Genomic DNA, 18,151 nt, shown 5'->3' on the forward strand with positions numbered 1-18,151 from the left:
AATAACTGTCCTATCGCCATCACGGCCGAGTGTAGATTTTGTGTGGGATAATAGTCCGGGTGGATCCAGTCTAAGCCATCGAGGTGCGGGTTAAGCCATGTCTCAATGTCGTCTGGCTGTCTTCGTTGGTAATTTATCACAGAATAATTGACTTTGACGGCGATGTAGATCACTTTGCACAGACTGTCACGGCTACTTGCATCACTGTTCGACATAAGCTTAATGTGATTTGCGTGATTTGCACAACTTGTGCATACAAAATGAGCAAACAACACAAACCATACAAAGCATGCAAAACGCATGACGGAGGTGCCGTCCGATGAAAATTGAAACCCCTGCAATTTCGTTTTCAAACCAAAAAGGCGGCGTCGGGAAAACCACGACCGCGATTAACGTCGCTGGCGCACTCAATGCTCGCGAGTACGACGTGCTGTTTGTCGACCTCGATCCCCAGGGCAACGCCACCGAAGGTCTCGGGATGGAAGATGCCTACCTCGCAGAGCCACCGACACTCTACGACGTGCTCACCGATTCGGATCAGCGAGACGCGATTACTGACATCGTTCGCGAACACGACGAGATGGACGTTATCCCAAGCAATATCGACATGACGAGTGTCGAACCCGATTTGACGCTCATGCGCCGTGGGAGCGAACAGTTGGCCCCCGCCTTGGCGGTGATCAAAGACGACTATGATGCCGTCATCGTTGATTGCCCGCCTCATCTGGGCTATCTCACCGACAACGCACTGCACGCTGCACCCACGCTGATCGTGCCCGCGCTAGCCGAGGCGACGAGTAAACGAGCAGTCGAACTGCTGTATGATCACATCAATGTGCTGGAAGAGGATTTTGACATGACGATTAACGATCTTGGGATCCTCATCAATCGGATCGACGTGCGCAAGAATGAGGCAACCGAGATGGTCGAGTGGTTCGAGCAAGGTTTTGAAGAACTCCGAATCTGGCAAGTTCGCGAGCGGGCGCAGATCCAACGGGCCTTTTCAGCGGGCCATAGTATCTTCGCGGCAGAGGAAGCATGCGACCAGCAAGACGTGTTTTTGCAGATCGCAGATCGGATTGTCAAACACTTCGAACTCAATACCATTGTCCATCGATGAGTAACGATCAAGACGAGCGAGCCAGCCGAATGGCACAGAAGCGGCGTAACCACGAACAGCGCAAACAACGCCAACAGAACGAATCGGGCGAAACGGGCAAAGTAGACAAAACGAACAAAACAAGCGAGACACACAAAACGGGCGAAGCGAACAAATCGGACGACGAAGAGCCGGTCGGAACGTACATGTACCTGCCACCGTCGCTGAAAGACGACCTCGGCTACCGCTATCAGGAATTAAAGCTCGAGCTTTCGCGAGAGTTTGACGTACCGATGGACGACGTAGAGAAGAACGCACACTTCTATCCGGCGGTGATCAAACAGGGCTTAGAGAACGTGACGGCAGAGCATGTCTATACTGAGATGGACGAGTGACGAAACCACGTTTTGGGCATCCTTGGTTAGAACTACATACTAACGTTTCGACCCCGCCGATTTATCGCCTCTCAGTCGCAACGCGACAGTATGAGCGAAATGGGGACGACACGACTGTCAGTCGGGGATCGCGTCATCGACACGGACGATGACAACCCAGACGAAGCAGTTGTCATTGCACGACCGCCAGAGACGACGATTGCAGAGTGGGAGTTTCCCACGAACGAGGGTCCGATGACGACCGCTGATACAAATCCTGAGTATCCAGCCGACGCACAACTAGTGCTGGTATCGTTTCTCTCGGACCTCAATGGCTACTGGGAAGAATGGACCGACGCTGACCCTGCTGACCTCCGCGACGGTGTTGAAGCGAATCACGTCCATCGCTACGGCTTTCCCGAGCCACGCCTAGCACCCGTTGACCAGAGTGAAATTTCACCGGAGAATACAGAACCGACCGGTAATGAGGCCGAACCGCCGGAGCAGTTCAGGCCAGTCATCGAGCGACTTGAGCAGAACGAGTTCACGGTGAGCTACGATGTAGGCGAGCAAGTGATTCGAGTCGAGAAGTTTGGTGTTGAGCATACCATTGACCAGGACGGAACGGTTGGTGGTGAGAGTGGCATCAAGAGCCGTGTGAAGTCGATTGCGGATCGCTTTCTCTGACGCTGGTCGACGTGTGCTCTACTGCAAGCTGTCACTCTGAATTAACGTATCCCAAATCAGCTTGCATACCGTAGGTTGCTTCTCTTGGAAAGCGTGAACCTTGCTCGACACGACGGAAGTGCTTTGGAAGCTGATTTCGACTGCTCGAAGTGTAGGGAATGGGTGTGCGTGAGGCAGTTCGTCGGATCATGATTGAGATTGCGGGCTCGCAATCGGCTGCTCACTGGTTAGTAGCTTATTTCGTATAATTGCCAATCCTAACTAAGTAGTAGTCGAACATCTTGGCCGCCCTCAAGAGAGCATATTTTGCCGTTTCACATCATTCACCGTTTCTGGAGGCTACCCATTCTCTTTGCAGTGTTCATCAGCGTGGTGTAGAGGGCGGCGTACTGGACACTATGGTAAATCTCCATATATACATCGAGATACAGACCTAGACTGATTTTTACACCACAATAACCCATGAAGGATAAAATTTATAAAAAGAATATAGTATTTTCTAGAAAAGGAATAATTTATCGGGTAATCGCAAGAAACCGACGCTATTTTATTTTAGAAAAATTGATATAAAATAACTCGCGTGATGACCGGTGGGTCTTTAGTGTAGTCGGCACATTTCGACTACTGTAGGAAGTCGGGCGGCGTCCCCTTGAATGCACGTAGCCGTTTTTCCTGCACGCTCATAAATACCGCTGATGTCTAACTTCTTGGCCGAAGTATGCTGGGCTACGACGATATAGCAGCTCTCGCGATGACTGTTACTTGCTGATGTGTGTTCGTTCATTTGCAGACCGTAGGCCGTTCTTCTCGGGAAGTGTAAACCCTTGATTGCCACAACAAGAGCGCTTTGAAAGCAGCTTTGACGCTTCGAGGGTGGGGTTTCGCGGAAGTGCTATCCTCAATCGGCATTCGCTGGTTAGTATTTTATACTAACGTATCCCCGGCCAATTTATACTCTTTCAGTAATCACTCGAAAATATGGGCCAGACAAGACGATTTGGGATACCAATTGATCGGCTCTATTCGATATTCACCTATCTACTGACCATGGCAGGTATGTTGATTACGGCTGTTTTTCTCATCCCCGCACTCCCTACCTGTCTGGCGAAGGAGGGAGCGGTTGCTTCGGGATGCATCCCCGGAGTCATGTTTATTTTCAGTCAGGTGATCTCGTTAGGGTCCATCGTTGGGCTTTCTGTTTTTTCGCTCGGTATTGCTCTACAATTCTACCATCAACCCGCCAGCGATCATCATCCAGAGTATATCAGTCGAGAACTCGGAACGGCAATCTTCGAAGAAGCGGACCAATGGCGGTCTATCCATTACGAAAGTGGAATGGAAGTGACCGCGGACGATCAACACGCAGCAGCCGAGCAAATGAAGGACAAGCTTCGAGAACACGGGTGGTTGCGTGACTGATATGATCGTCTTCGGGTGGCTACTGTCACCTTTCGTGTTCTACTATGGATTCCCCGATTTAGATCTGAAAGTCCGTCTCACGACCGCAGTAATTTCCCTCGTTGCCGGATATTTGATTCTGTTCTATTTTGTCTAATCGAAGTATGCATGACCGCCACAACGCAACAGCTCTCGCGATGGTCGTCACTATACACGAACGTGCTTCACTCTTCTAGAACTGCGACCGGCTCAATAGAAGTCTAAAATAGTGTTGTCAGTTGCCCGCTTTGCGTTTGTCCATCACCAGAGTAAGGACTCCGCTGAGAGTCAGGAGGACTCCGCAAGCAAGACCGGTGATTGCAACCAATTCGAGCAATGCATTCGGTAGCGGGATAAAACTCGGCTGAAAGAGATATGCGACGAGCGCAGCGATTCCTATCGAGACTCCGGCGGTGAAATGGAGTGGTGCAGTGCTTGGGGACTGGGTGGCCGAGTGTCCGTGTGTTCTATTTTCCATATGCCAATTATTTAGTTAATCCATCAAAATTATTTCGGGTAGCGATATACAACACGGAGTCTTAACGGCACTCGTTCGCTAGATGAAGCTATGAGCGACAATGCAGCCATCGTCGCACGGATCATCGAACATAACACGGACGGGCAGAATCAGTCAACGATAGACCGCAACCACATCGGCGTCATAGCACACCATCACAGTCGCTTTGACGGTAATCTCGATGACGCGATAGCCGAAGCCCGTGCCGAGGGATATATCGAAGAGCAGGACGGTGAGTATGTCGCGACTGACCGCGTGTGGGAACTCGTGCCCGGTACCTCTCGTTCATGATTCGGGCAATGTTCCATTCTCTTATCCTCAAAGCACCTACTTAATGATAAAATATATCCGGGAGAAAATTAATGGACAGCTGTGGCACGCACGCCACAGTGTCGGTCCGCACTCACATTGGTCAGTCTTGCTCATGAGACCACGCATTACTTCCCTGTGGGACTAACCAACGTGAGAGCGTTCCTTCTACGCCATCAGGGAGTTCAACCTGCAACCCTTCGCTCGCAAGAGTGGGGGAGAGTAGGTTGCTGTCATCCACCTTTCTGACGCAGTTCGACTCGCGTACTATAATGTCGATATGAGATGGCGATGCAATTAACTACCTCTAATATGTACGTCTATCTAGATTTATGACTCAAAAACACTCAGAGACGACTCTTCTCTCTCGTCGGCAGGTGCTTGCAACCAGCGGGACGCTTGGCGCGACAGCTCTTGCAGGCTGCAACGCGCTCGGTGGGTCTGATCCATCCGCGATCAAGGAGATCACGAAACAAATGGCGGCATTGACCGTGACGCTCCGCAGCGGCGATGCGGCCACGGCGGTCAACTTCATCAATCCGAATGGGCAACCAGTGACCACAAAACGGATTTCGAACGGTCAAACAAAGGTACAGCTACCGCTTGTACAGCCGGGTGATCTGTTACCGCTTCGTGCTGGCACGTACACGGTGGTTGCTGAGAAAGACAATGAGACAGTAGGAGAGCAGGCTGTTGACTTGACGCGCTCGTATAAGATGGTTGGGACAAAGGTCGTGAATGAGACATCGGGGACTGATTTTTCGACAACGAAGGAGGTCCAGTATGCAGCGGATATTGCTGTACAACTCAAAAACACGGGCGATGTGCCGATCAAACTCGACTATCTTGGGGTAACGAAAGGCGTGCCGAGTCCAGTTGCGCCACCTGGAAAGGGTGGCATGGGAGATACTGCTAGCCATGTTCGCATGAACGCCGAGCAGATACCCATCAACGAGCGCAATTATATCGGCGCAGGCCAGCGGGTGCCATTCAAAACCGACGATCAAACGCTCGTCTACTACGACATGAGCATGTCTGAGAATACGCCGTGGAAGAAATTGAAAGCCAAGCATTGTAATGGCGAGAAACGGACCGCAACGCTGCTCATCAAAGGCGTTCGTGATAATTCTCCCCAGCGCTACTCTGTGACGATTCAGTACGGTGGTAAAGCCATTGAACGGGACGCGATACGAACGGACTGGGCGTGCGCGCAGGCGTCTGTGACGGGGTTCTCACGAAAGTAACGAACAACCACAGAGAGACAGCATTTCACGCGATAGATCGGCCATTCACACTGATATTCTTGGCGACGTCCGGCCACCCACGGAATAACGACGTTTTTGTTCCCTGCCAGCCCTTCGTCTGTACCGCGAATCCGTTGACTGTGCATTGGTTGACTGCATCATCAACGACTAACGCCAATTGCGGTTGTTTGTGAATCACGACAGAGACATTTTTGAGCGTTGCTTTCTCCATTGCGTGTTGGACGGTCACCGACCAGCCAGTCGGGAGCAACTGTTTGATCTGGGTATTCGACACCGTACATGTCCCGCCGTCGAGCCGGAGTGGTCGCTGTTCAAAGTAGAACTCTTTCTTGTCGAAATTTGAATCCGTCACAACAGTACAACCCTTGATACGGCAGTCTGTACCTGATATTCGGATATTCGAGGGGTGGCTATTTGCCGCCACACAGTTGACGATTTCTACCGTTTGCTGTGGGCCACCAGCTAAGTAAAAACCGTTGTCAGGCCAGCCCCCACACAGCGATTGCTGCACGCGAAGATGGCCTTTCGCCTCGGGATGGGTCGTGATCCCGCTCGTCGCCCACGACCGACCTGTTTCTGTCCCACCGCCTGACCGTTCCTCGCGCGTGTTAATCGTAAACTGGTAGCTCTTGCCCCCGAAGCGTAAATCAACTCCTCTGACGATTGCTTTCGCGCTCGCTCCGTGGGCGTCGATTCGGAAGGGGCCTTGACAGCCGAGACTGTGAATGCCTTGCTGGCGAATGTTTTCGATCACCGACGTGCCATCGGTGTGATGGTTGAGGATCTGCATGCCCTCATTCTTCCCGCGCCAATCGGCAATGAAGCCGCCGAACACGAATTTGCCTTTGTGCGGGTTGTCAGGCACACCAATTTTGAAGTGTTGTGCCGGGCCGTGGTACTCACCGCTCGTCACGTCGAAGCCCTCAATCGCTTCGACTTTCCCGTGGGTGAGAACCGCGTTATTGCCGACAATCCCGAGATTTTGCAGCCCAACGTGGCGGTGGTTCGTATTCAATTTGTACCGACCGGGTGGGAAGTAGACGAGCGTATCGTTGTCGATGACTTGTTCCAGCACGTGGTCTATCGCCTTCTTGCCTGTCTTGTCCGCGCCTTGCTTGACGATATTCACCCGCTTGTCGAAGTGTTTCGCGTACCGTTGTGGGTTGATTCCCGTCGGAAGGCCCTTGCTTGCGTTCGACTGGTTGCCTGTTTGGGTCTGGGGTTGCGTTTGTTTGTCCGAGTTTTTCTCCTCGCCAGTAAAGCAGCCAGCGAGTGCGGTGCTTGCTGTAACGGAACCGACTGCGGTCAGCAATCGGCGTCGTGAGTGGTGGGTGTGTGAGGACATTGATTCAGGAACGGTGGGGTGATTGTGTGCTATTCGTCTGTCGGCTTTCGGACTGGATCTTCACCGTCAAGTAGCTCAGCGTTGATTAGCGCACTTCTGAGTAGTTCTTCGTGCGCTTCGCTGCGGCTAATATCGTGTTTGTCTGCGTAGTCTTTCACCGCGCCGATCACGAGGTGTGAAACATCAACGTTGGGTCGTGCCATACAATTCAATCAGATACTTAGTGGGGTAAAACTTAAGTCTATTGGGACAATAATAACTATTGGATAGAATTGGTCCATAATCATATTATGGACAATAATTACAAAATGCGGAAAACAGGAAAAACAATGAATTCCGACAATATGGTCCTCGACACTGTCGCATCACATACGAACACCTTTGTCCGTCACTCTGCCGTGTCGCTCACCGCACTGTCCGTCACCACCGGGGCTGCAGTCGCCCAGCAGGGCGGTGGTCCCGTCGGGCAAGGCCTCTGCGGAACGCCACTTGCAAGTACCATCAATCAGGCTGCACCCCTCGTTATTGGCCTGCTGATGTTCGGTGGCGCACTGCTGGCCGTTGCATTGCACGCCGCGAGTGGCCTCCTGAAGAATCCGAACAGCAAAAAGGAGATCAAAAGCTGGCGGAACAACGCCGCGTTCACCGCTGTGACCGCCCCGCTGTTCGCGTTCATGCTCCAATTGTTCCTCGGCTTCACTGGCGCGAACCTCGCCAACTGCATCAACCTCGTTCCGTTCTTCAACTAATCCCCGAACTTCCCCGCTTACTCCCGTTATGACCCGAAACCGACGGTCGCGCCAAACGCGCGCACTCGTGATCCTTGTAGCAATCGCGCTAGTAAGCTCACTTGTTCTTGCGCCACTGTTCACATCGACAGCTGCCGCACAAGCGACCACAACAACGAACACGACGAATTCGACGAATCAATCTGAAAGTAACCACTGGTTCGGCGGTGGCCTTGGAGTCAACCTCGGTGGACTCGGTGTTGGGGTTGGTCTCGGCGGCGGTGGTGGCAAGTATTCGAAGGTGTGCGGCGGTGGCATGAAAGGGATGGTCTGTCAGGGTGTTATGACAGCCGCCTCAGAGCTTGTGAACAGCTTTTTCGATAAGCTGCTGAAGACCCTGCAACAGGGTGCTGAAGAGCTTGTCAAAATGCTCATCAACCGCCCGGTGCCCGAACGGAATGGCAACCCAGCGTTCGCTGGACAGCCGACGAATGAGCCGATGAAAACGGCCTACAACGTGTGGCTCAACACGGGACTCGTCGGCGGGCTGATACTGTGGGCGTTCTTCATGCTACTGCGCTACTTCAGTATCGGAGCGCCCAATGCGGCGACTGGCACGCAAGCAAGCGCGAAAAAGCAACTCCTCAAAGGCAGCTTTGATGGATTGAATATCCTCGCGTCGTGGATTCTCGCCGCTATCGTGTTGCATCTCTCGGTTGGCTTCGCCCTCTGGGTTGCCCCGGAAGGACCACAGATCATCGAGAGCTTCGACACCCTGATTAATCATGCCTCTGCGGTCGGCGTTGCAGCACTCATCCTCTGGTTTTCGTCCGGATTCATCTTCGCCATGGCGGTGATCGTCTTCGGGCTGGGAATCGTTGCACCGTTGCTCCTTGCGCCGATGCAACCGATCTTCATTGGTTTGAGTATGACCCCTCGCATATGGTTGTTCAAGTATATCGCAGAATTCGGCGACCAAGCCCGTGGTTGGTTCGTTCCCGCTGCATTTGCTCCCGTTCCCACGGCCATGATTCTTGGCTTTGGCTATCCCATCCTGAACGCCTTTCGTGGAGCAATGTCCGGGCCATTCGAGAGTTTCGTTGGTGTGCCAACGTACGTCATCGGATTGGTGATTATGTGGTTTGCAGCGCTGAGTGCTCCAATGGCGCTGTTTGCGAAGAGTCGCCACGTTCGCCCACTCGCCATGGCAGGCATGGCCGCTGCCGGAGCCATGAGCGGCATCTCCATGTCGAATCGATTGAGCGGCCTGCGAAATCGCTTCTCCTCGGTCGGTGAGAACACGACGAGCAACGCAGCCAGTTCGTCCACGACCGGGATGGGTACCGCCGCTGGGCGTGTCGATCCAATCAAGGGTAATCCGCTCGCTGGCGACACGAGCGCAAGTGCGAGTGGCCTTGGCAGCGCAGACAGTGACGCACGGAGTGTCGGGAGTGGCGCGTCGAGTGCGCTCGGCGGTGGCAGTTCCCCACCGGTCGCGAGCCAGTCAGCGAGTGGCTCTGAAACCGCAACCCCCAGCGAGGCGTCCGCTATCGGTGCCGGTGAGGCATCCGGGACGACAGCCAGGACGTCGGGTAGCACGACCAGTGAGACGAGCGAATCGGCCTACACGCGTGCTGGGAGTTCAGCACGTTCGACTGGAACAACAGACGGGCCAAAACGAACACCGAATGCGACCGCCGGGAGCAGCGACGACGAAAAAATCACTGTCGCCGACCGCGGCATCCACGAAGTGACGACCTCCGAAGAACTGCCGACCGGACAGCGGTATGAGGGTGGTTACGAGCGCTCGGACGGCCTATACGAAAACGCGCTGGATAACTTTCGTCGGCGAAACTTCCTGCTGCAACGCTATGATTCGTTAGCGATCCACAATTTCGACGGCCCGATGCTCCTCAAAGGCGAGGAGGACGGCCAGTTCTATGACGTGACGACCGCCGTCGAAGAAGGTCGGGTTCCGAATGGGAGCGCCACACACGAAGAAAGCCAGAACGTCGTTCAGAACACCCGCTAATCAACCATGACTGACAACACTATCACCGACAATACGGGCCGCAGTCATCAGATTTCGCGTCGTGTCCTCGATGCGGTGGGGGCCGACGACGAAATCATGGGCGTCCAGTTGCATGTCAGCCTTGAAGACCTCAAACTGTTCGTCCCTATCGGCTTCATCGCCGTTCTCACGTTCCTGATCATTTCGTCGCTCACCACCGACCTCGGCCAATACGCGATCATTGGTCCGATCATCGGCGGGATCATCGCTGTCGTGCTGTTGCTCGTCACAGCGGCGATCATCTACATTGCTCCGCGCAATCTCCAAGCCCCGCACAAATGGCTTGTCAGCATTGCGCAGTATTATCGTGCCCCCGAAACCATGACCGTCTTTAGCAACGATCCGCATCAGAACAGCGCATCGCTTACGAACGTCGGCAAGATCCGTGCCGAGAGCGCCGCTATCCAGCGCGCTGACGACCGCTCGCTCGTCGCTGGCGTGAGTGTCACGCCAGCGAATATGGCACTTGCAACGGATAGTGAGTGGAATTCGATGGCGAACAACTTCCGCGATACCCTCGACGCCATCGAGTTCCCCCTGCAAATCCACTCGTCCAGCCGCGCTATCGACCCTGAGCGCATTGCCGGGGTGTACACTGACCGCCTCACTGACCCGGACGTGCAAGCAATCCCCGCGTTGCAAGAGGTGGTCGAGACCTACCGTGACGAACTCCCGCGAGAGTTCGAGCAGCGCGGCACGAGCATTCGCCAGTATCAGATTCTGGTTGAGGTGAGTGAGTTGGACGTTCAGCTAGACAGCCACGGTCGCCTCTCCAAGCTCGCCGACCTCCCCGGTATCGGGATGTTCCTCTCGGAAATCCTCGGCGTGACGAGTGGCATGTCGGCAGCCGATATTGAACGCGAGCAGGTGCAGGAGTTGCGTGAGCGACTGTTGACCGTTCGCCGTGCCATCAACAGTCTCGATGGCTGTTCGGCATCGATCTTGACCGCCGACGAACTCGCTGATCTTGTCGAAGAACACTGGTCGGGTGAACGCACGCACTATGCGGACACCGACGCAACGACCGACCGACGATTCAACGAATTCCCGGTTGTGACGGTCGGCAGCGCCGAGCAGCGACCCTAACAATCAACCCCCATCAATCCATCATTCAGAACAATGAATCTAAACCTCCCATTCACCGACGCCAGCGACGACAACGAATCAGACGACGAACCGGACGGCACCGATGAACCAGCGGTCGAACCCGACGCCGACAGCCCGTCAACCGACGCTAAAGCGGTGGCGGCCGCTGGCCTTCAGATCGAGCCCAACGCTGTGCAGATGACCGCCAGCGGGCGTTGGGCGGTTCCCCTCGTGATTACGAACTGGCCGCAGTTTGCGTATCCCGGTATGCTCGAACAGTTGACGACCCACCCCAGTACGGATGTGGACTTGTCGATCCATGCTGACCCGTCCGGCACCGACAAGGCGAGACGCCGGTTCGACAGTGCGATTCGGGATCTACAGGCGCTTATCCAGTCGAAAAAAGAGAATGGTGACCCCAGTGTCGATCAGACCCAACGTCGCATGAACGAGCATCGAGAAGTGCTCTCAGCACTGTCGCGTGGCGAAACCTCAGCCTTCGACGTGACGGTCGTGATCACCGTGCGGGCGGATTCACACGACGCGGTACTAAGCGAGGCTTCGACCGTGCGCTCGGAGTTGCAAAAGCAACAGATCACCGCCGAGTTCGCTACCCACAACCTCTTGACCGACGGCCTGCTCGCTGGGAGTCCACTCGTAGACGACGCGATTGACGCGCCCACGACCATGCTATCGGGGGCGGTCGGATGTCTGATGCCGTGGAGCGCCGGGACCATCTTCGAGGAACGCGGCATTCTCGCGGGCTATCATGCGACGACTGACGAACCGCTCGTTGTGAATCGCTGGAACCGCTCGAACGGGTACAATATCTTCACCGCCGGACGAATTGGCGCGGGCAAGTCGTTCGGGACCAAGCTCCTCAATCTCCGTGAAGTTGCCAAGGACCCGGACACGATCTTGGTGATGATTGACCCACTGTCGGGATTCAGTTCGCTTGCCGATTCGCTCAAGGCCGAGAACGTGGTCGTCGGTGGGTCGAAAGGCATCAACCCGCTGGAGATCCGCCGGACACCCCAGCATGTGCTAGATAACAACCCGCAACTCAACCCGTTCGGTGAGCGCTTCTCCAGCGTGATGGGCTTCTTCGAATCGTTCTTCGCCCACGTTGATAGTGGCGATAACGGACTTAATAAGGGCGAGCGAGCGGTCCTGGATTTGGCGCTCGGTGAAGCGTATGCGCGCCACGGCATTACGACCGACCCGGAGACGCACAGCAATCCCAGTCCGACAATCGCCGGAGAGGACGGCATTGATCAGATTCTCGGTGAAATTGCGGACGACGGGGGTGCGTTCATCCAGCGAATTCGGGAGAATGAAGGCGTCAACAGCACCGTGACTGACCTTGAGGGCGGCAAGATCGAAGAACATGCCGCCGACCTCCGTAATGCGATGATGAGCTTTATCGGCGGTGAGTTTTCGAATCTCTCCGGAGAAAGCGACATCGACATTCGAGGGAAAGACGCGGTGTATCTTGACCTCCAACAGGGCGAGGGCAGTTCGGGCATCGGCCTGATGGTGCAACTTCTGTTCGACTCGGTGTATGAGCGGGCCAAAGAGACGGATAAGAACGTGATAATGGCGATTGACGAAGCCCACTATCTAATGCAAAACCAGCAACTCGATTGGCTAGAGCTGGCCGTCCGTCACAGTCGCCATCACGACCTCTCGCTACACTTCATCACACAGGAGGCTAAGGACTTCTTCGTCCATGAGAAAGCCGAGACAATTGCGAATAACTGCGCAATTCGTCTCCTCCACCGCTTGCCCGACCTCTCGGAGGAGAACCGCAAGAAGCTGGATCTCACCGAACGCGAAGGCGAGTTCGTTCGCAATGCGTTGCCCGGCACGCGGTCGCGGGGCTTCTCGCATGCGCTCATGGTGGTAGACGACGAGACGGAAGTAGCGAAGTACCCCACAAAGGTCTCAGCGCTAGAGAAGGAGGCCGAAATCATCGAGAACCACGAAGAGCGCGAGGAACGCTTTGAGCGAGCGAAAGCGCTGGATACGACGGGCGGTGACGACATCAACACGGCAGCAGACGCCAGCGAGTCGAGCAACACGATGGCCGATGTAGAACGCTCTGATCGGATGACTGCGGCGACGGATGGGGGAGTCACCAATGACTAACCCCGAAAACGACGAAAAGAAACACCGGGAGCGGACCCCCGAACACCTCGGCGATCCACCGTCCGATTATGATCCGCTTGAGGTTCAAGAGGCGATTTTGGGGCGCGAGAGTGCATTCTGTGAACTTTGCAACAGCCGCGTCACTCCCAAGGGCCTTGACTGGTTTCATGTCCAGATCGACCCATTGGACTATTCGACAGACAACCACGCTGTTATCTGCCGAGACTGTGTGACTGATCCAGAGATCGATCACATCGAGCGAGCCCGCGAACTTCGTGCACAGAACCGCCGCCCTAATTTCCCCGACACTCCCCGTGGTCGCGTTCATGAGAGTGTACATCGACTCGAACGCTGGCTAACCGAGCAGGCCGCCCCCCTGTTTTGGCGGCGGCTCCTCACAGTGGTCGGCGCTGCTGTTGTCGGAATTGTCGCGCTCGTTATCGCCGCAGGCGTGTTCGGCGCGATTTTCGTCGATCCACAGACCGGCGCGGACTGGGTTGTCGGGATCATCACGGGAACCAGTGATGTCCTCCGTGGAGCGATCAAACCAAGCCGTCTCTGGTTACTGAGTATCGTTCTCGCACTCGGCTATACTGCCCACTGTGTCGAGCGCGAGCGGAACGACCGGACTGGGACACGAACACAGTGGGAACCGATGTGGTTCGTGGTCGGTCTCAGCGGCGTTGTCGGCGTCGTCGCTGCCATCTTTGTTGGCCTCGGACGCGCTGGATTGCCGATCTTGATCGAACCGCTCGCAGCTGCCGTCTACCTGTTGGCCGGAGCGGTCAGCGCATATGCCATCGAACGCGCTCGAAAATGCGACGACGCATACTTTATCTGGCATCAATCGCGGTACCATTGGACGCTCCCTATCCGACTCGGCGCGTTACTTGGAGCTACGATCATTCTCGCCCCACCAGCCACAGTCCTCCCAGTGTGGTCGCCCGCACTCACCATGTCACTGCTCGCACTTGGTCCGGTTGTCGCTGTTGCCTATGCCGTCGGGCGGACGTATGCGGCAGATCGCGTTGGGCAGACTGCTCGCGATGCGCTCGATCAGGTGTGGTCTTTCGCCCGGAAATTTCCAGTGACGCGCTCCCAAACCACTCCCAATCCAACGATCAATAACGGTGAAAACCAATGAGCCTCTTCAGTCGTCTCAACCCCCTTTCGAACAACAGTTTCGCCCACGAAGTCACTGACCGCTACCAGCAGGCTGTCGGTACCCCCAACCAGCCCGTCTTGCACATTCGACCCTTCCGTGATACACCTGGTATCGACGCCGGAACTACCCTTTTTCGGGATCTCTACCGCGACCCGAAGCACGGAGCGCCGCCGACTTACAGCTTTAGTCTCCTCTACGAGGAGCGTTCGGTGCGGGTGCTGATGAGTTCGCCCGAACCCGAACGCATTCGCGGTCACGTTTCTGGTACCTATCCAAATTCGACCGTGAACGACGTCGATCCAGCCGACGCCTTCCCGACGATGCATGACGGTGAGTACGTTGCTGGGATTCGGTTCGATCTCGAAGAAGACTGTTGTTTCCCGCTCCGCCACCAAGAGTCGAAAGTCGATCCTCTCTCTGGCGATCCCTATACGTCGCTCTTACCGAAAGTCGCCGCAGCCGATGGTGAACGTGTGATCGTGCAAGTGACGTTCGAACCGGTTAGGGACAGTTGGTTCCAACGCGGGAAAGTCGGCAGTACGAGCGATGAAGTGGCCGATGCGATGCAGGATGGCCGTCTCGTTGGTGAGATCAATCCGCATGTCGTGGAGTCAAAGCGCGACCGCCACATTGCGACCGATATTCAGAACCAGCGCGGACGCCCCGCGTTTCACGCGAGTCTCCGCGTGCTTGCGGTTGGCCCAACCGCCGAGGCTGCCGAAACACGTGCCCAGTCTATCGGCGAGTTCTTCACAACGACGTTCAGCCATCCTGGCGGCCAATCACTCGTCCCGACACCCCTCACGTCGAGTGAGACGATACAGAATGCTATCGAAGTAATCTCAACTCGTGATCTGTGGTTACACGGTCAGCAGCCGGGGCGTGCGCGGAGTTGGTTGACCGGCACCCAGAGTGTCCTGACAGACCAAGAGTTGGCTGTACTCGCGCACATTCCCACCCAGAACGATGTTCACGCCCCGGATTTGGACTGGAATCGGATGCAATCGGGACCGGGTGCGCCCGCCGATTCAACCCAGCATGCAACCGATACACAGGAACAGGACGGTGCGTGGTGATGTTCGACACAATTCGCAATGTCCTCTCGGGCGACAGCCAGCAACCCGAGACTGACGACGAAAGCGAAGATGATGACGACGAATGGCAGTATGAGTACCAGCAGGATGACGTGGAGTTGGTCGAGGGCCAACCGATGATCGCTCGCGATACCGAGCAGGACGAACTGTTCGCGGGCCCGCTCTCACGAAGTATGATGGAAGGGCCACGGGCGAATCCGGAGCAGCCATTGTTCGTTGGGGTTGGCACCCGTCGCGGGCGACATGCAGGCATCGAGCAGGAGGATCTGCTCAAGCACACGGTGCTGCTGGGACCGACCGGCTACGGGAAGTCTACACTGATGGACAATATGATTCGAGCGCAATCAGAGGCAGACTTCCCGGTTGTCTTTATCGAGCCGAAGGGTGACGATAGTCCCAAGCTCATCGACATTCTACCCGAGCATCGCATCGACAATGGTGATCTGGTGTGGCTCGAACCGGGAGGAAATCGGACGGCCACTGTAGGACTGAATATTCTCGATCCGGGGGTTGAGTCTGACGACCCGATGTTTGATACGGCGGTCGAAAATCTGGTCGAAGACCTCACGAAGATGATCGGTATCGACGAGTATTGGGGACCGCGCATGGACGGGATTACGAAGACGATGGTTCGGGCGACTGCCCGCCTCGACTACGAGTTCACCCTGCTCGACCTCTATTACATCCTCGCCGAGGAAGAAAACGCCCGTGAGTTCGCCAACCTCGTTGATCAGAGCGGCCTTGAGTGGCTGAATTATACGGAGAAAATTGCGGAAATGGACGACGACAACCTCGATCCGATTCGTCGCCGTCTCAAGGACTGGGTGGAAGATCCTATCGCCCGCCGTGTGATTGCGTTTCGTGATTCGACCGTCAATCTCGCCGATATCATCGAAGACCGCAAAATCCTCGTCGTGCGGATGGGACCGGAACGCGACGAACTCAAGCAAATGGTGAGTACGGCGATTATCCGGCGGTTATGGTCGCATGTTCGGGCACGGTCTGAAATGCGGGAGAAGGATCGCATCCCCTGCAATCTCTTCATTGACGAGTTCGACTATGTCGCCCATCAGGACAGTGCGTTACCGACCATGCTCTCGAAAGCCCGATCTCTGGGACTTGGCATTTTCATGGCGATGCAGTATCCCTCACAGGTGCCGAGTGACGTGCAAGAGGCGATGTTTGCGAACAGCAACACCGTTCTTTCGTTCAAAGCAGGCCATCCTAATCACGCCCGCCAGATTGCGGATGTTCTCGATATCGACTCGTCAATCCTCACGTCCGAAGCCCCCCACCACGTGTGGATGCAGATGACCGTCGAGCGCAATGGGCGTAAAGAGACTGCTCCCAGCTTCCGAACATACTGCCATCCACCGTATCCACCGCTGCGGAGCGAAGCCGAGCGCTGGCACATAATCGAGGATTCAGCCCGCACCTATGGCCGGACACCACGCTCGTCCGAAGAATTGCGTGAGGAACTGCTGATTGACGAAGGGAACGGCCCGAACGACGACACGGACGATCCACTCGCCCAACCCACCCGACAGGCGGAAGCCGACGCGGCAAGTGCGTGTGAAGCAGTCTACAAAACGGTGTGGGACGAGAGTATCCGACAAGGCGATCCCGGTGGGTGGGTCGATCTGACCGACACGCGCGTGGTCGAGCGACTCGCCGACTATACGCCCGGCGTGGAGTCATTTGTCGATCACAACGACGCATGGCGGCGTGTCGTCCAGCAGGTGCCCAAAAACGATCCGTATCTCGAAGAGGACACCAGCGGCAGTGGCCATCTCTTGCAGGTCGATCCCGCGCCGGTCTACGCGGTTGGCACAAAACAAAACGACGGCGGCCCCGACCATATCGCACCGCTGCAAGACGCCTACGTTGCCTTGACGCAGCTAGGGTTTATCGTCGAGATTCCCGAGCAGACGGGTGACGCGATGCCGGACGGCCTCGTTCGCCTTGACGATATGCTGGACGTTGATCGAGACGATGACCCCGAGACGATTGCAGATGCAATGGTTGAATTCCGTGACAACCACCCGCTCGTACATCGATTAGCAGGCACACGAGACGCCTATATTGAGACCGAGCACACAACGGGGAGTTCACAGCCGTCCCAGACGGTGGAGAATCTGGCACAGGCGGCGAATGCAGGCCATCGGTGCCTCTTCCTCTCGCGGGAGGAGACGGCAGAACACGTCTATCGAACGCTTGGTGAGGGACCATTTGGCTGTTGGAGCAATCACAGTGTGGACGGTGAACGACGGTTCTACACGGGCACACAAGCACTCAGAATTGACGGTGAAGTTATCACCCGACCGGGAGCCAGCGATAATGTCTGGGTCCACGACGAGGAGACCGACGACTACATTCTGCGCGATACGGATGGGACGGTTCACGCCCGCTTTGACTCACCAGCCCGAATCTTTGAGGATGCAGATGCGTATCCCGCAGGCGGCGAACGCAACGTGAAGCCGCCGATCATCCCTGAGTATGAGATTGACGGCGACCTCGACGCGGTGGAGTGGGACGTAATGATCGTGCCAGAGCCAGAAACCGACGAAGATGGCACCAAGCAGCGGTTAACGCCGATGGACCTACGCGTGATCGAAGACGGCCAGCAAATCTCTGTGCCGCATTTGCTACGTGACGATCCACCGACGCACTACGACACAGAAGACAAGGACAGAGAGGGTGATACAAACGGTGGAAGTGGCGCGGCTACCGAGGAAGAGGCAACGCAAGAGAAGAGTGAGGAGCCATCGAGCAGCGGAGAGGGAGAGGAGTATCTGGCCGACGATCTCTCAAATATCTTTAACTGAT

General features: G+C 55.7%; 15 protein-coding genes. 13 read left to right on the forward strand and 2 right to left on the reverse strand.

Features of this window, described 5'->3' with window-relative positions; all coding sequences use genetic code 11:
• Nucleotides 1-319: 319 nt before the first annotated feature.
• The 6 genes from ACGYLY_RS28315 (at nt 320) to ACGYLY_RS28340 (ending at nt 5,667) form a co-directional block, all read left to right on the forward strand.
• Complete coding sequence (locus tag ACGYLY_RS28315; RefSeq protein ID WP_395286124.1) at nt 320-1,120, forward strand: ParA family protein; 801 nt, start codon at nt 320-322, stop codon at nt 1,118-1,120.
• Nucleotides 1,117-1,494, forward strand: coding sequence for a hypothetical protein (locus tag ACGYLY_RS28320; protein ID WP_395286125.1), 378 nt, complete (start codon nt 1,117-1,119; stop codon nt 1,492-1,494). The genes ACGYLY_RS28315 and ACGYLY_RS28320 overlap by 4 nt, the downstream gene beginning before the upstream one ends.
• A gap of 90 nt (nt 1,495-1,584) precedes the next feature.
• A complete protein-coding gene (locus ACGYLY_RS28325) occupies nt 1,585-2,160 on the forward strand; it encodes a hypothetical protein (protein WP_395286126.1) in 576 nt (191 codons plus the stop codon).
• Between the two features lie 978 nt (nt 2,161-3,138).
• A complete protein-coding gene (locus tag ACGYLY_RS28330) occupies nt 3,139-3,579 on the forward strand; it encodes a hypothetical protein (protein ID WP_395286127.1) in 441 nt (146 codons plus the stop codon).
• A 586-nt stretch (nt 3,580-4,165) separates the two neighbouring features.
• A complete protein-coding gene (locus tag ACGYLY_RS28335) occupies nt 4,166-4,405 on the forward strand; it encodes a hypothetical protein (protein WP_395286128.1) in 240 nt (79 codons plus the stop codon).
• A 350-nt stretch (nt 4,406-4,755) separates the two neighbouring features.
• Nucleotides 4,756-5,667 (forward strand): hypothetical protein, encoded by a 912-nt coding sequence (locus tag ACGYLY_RS28340; protein WP_395286129.1) that lies wholly within the window; start codon nt 4,756-4,758, stop codon nt 5,665-5,667.
• A 25-nt stretch (nt 5,668-5,692) separates the two neighbouring features.
• Here ACGYLY_RS28340 and ACGYLY_RS28345 read toward each other — a convergent pair whose 3' ends face one another.
• Nucleotides 5,693-7,000: a hypothetical protein gene (locus ACGYLY_RS28345; protein WP_395286130.1), complete on the reverse strand. Its 1,308-nt coding sequence runs from the start codon at nt 6,998-7,000 to the stop codon at nt 5,693-5,695.
• Between the two features lie 62 nt (nt 7,001-7,062).
• Nucleotides 7,063-7,236 (reverse strand): hypothetical protein, encoded by a 174-nt coding sequence (locus tag ACGYLY_RS28350; protein WP_395286131.1) that lies wholly within the window; start codon nt 7,234-7,236, stop codon nt 7,063-7,065.
• A 126-nt stretch (nt 7,237-7,362) separates the two neighbouring features.
• Here ACGYLY_RS28350 and ACGYLY_RS28355 point away from each other — a divergent pair, with 126 nt between their 5' ends.
• The 7 genes from ACGYLY_RS28355 to ACGYLY_RS28385 all read left to right on the forward strand — a co-directional run bounded on the left by ACGYLY_RS28355 (nt 7,363) and on the right by ACGYLY_RS28385 (nt 18,150).
• Complete coding sequence (locus tag ACGYLY_RS28355; RefSeq protein ID WP_395286132.1) at nt 7,363-7,782, forward strand: hypothetical protein; 420 nt, start codon at nt 7,363-7,365, stop codon at nt 7,780-7,782.
• Nucleotides 7,783-8,077: 295 nt separating this feature from the next.
• Nucleotides 8,078-9,793: a hypothetical protein gene (locus ACGYLY_RS28360; protein WP_395286133.1), complete on the forward strand. Its 1,716-nt coding sequence runs from the start codon at nt 8,078-8,080 to the stop codon at nt 9,791-9,793.
• Nucleotides 9,794-9,799: 6 nt separating this feature from the next.
• Complete coding sequence (locus ACGYLY_RS28365; protein WP_395286134.1) at nt 9,800-10,918, forward strand: hypothetical protein; 1,119 nt, start codon at nt 9,800-9,802, stop codon at nt 10,916-10,918.
• A 33-nt stretch (nt 10,919-10,951) separates the two neighbouring features.
• Nucleotides 10,952-13,066, forward strand: coding sequence for a VirB4 family type IV secretion system protein (locus tag ACGYLY_RS28370; protein WP_395286135.1), 2,115 nt, complete (start codon nt 10,952-10,954; stop codon nt 13,064-13,066).
• Nucleotides 13,059-14,210, forward strand: a complete 1,152-nt coding sequence (locus ACGYLY_RS28375; RefSeq protein WP_395286136.1) for a hypothetical protein — start codon at nt 13,059-13,061, stop codon at nt 14,208-14,210. Before ACGYLY_RS28370 ends, ACGYLY_RS28375 begins: the two co-directional genes overlap by 8 nt.
• Entirely contained in the window at nt 14,207-15,307 is a 1,101-nt protein-coding gene (locus ACGYLY_RS28380) for a hypothetical protein (RefSeq protein ID WP_395286137.1), read from the forward strand. Before ACGYLY_RS28375 ends, ACGYLY_RS28380 begins: the two co-directional genes overlap by 4 nt.
• Nucleotides 15,307-18,150 (forward strand): type IV secretory system conjugative DNA transfer family protein, encoded by a 2,844-nt coding sequence (locus ACGYLY_RS28385; protein ID WP_395286138.1) that lies wholly within the window; start codon nt 15,307-15,309, stop codon nt 18,148-18,150. Before ACGYLY_RS28380 ends, ACGYLY_RS28385 begins: the two co-directional genes overlap by 1 nt.
• Nucleotide 18,151 lies beyond the last annotated feature (1 nt).

Source organism: Haladaptatus sp. CMAA 1909, from assembly GCF_043952005.1.
In the GTDB taxonomy this organism is placed as follows: domain Archaea; phylum Halobacteriota; class Halobacteria; order Halobacteriales; family Haladaptataceae; genus Haladaptatus.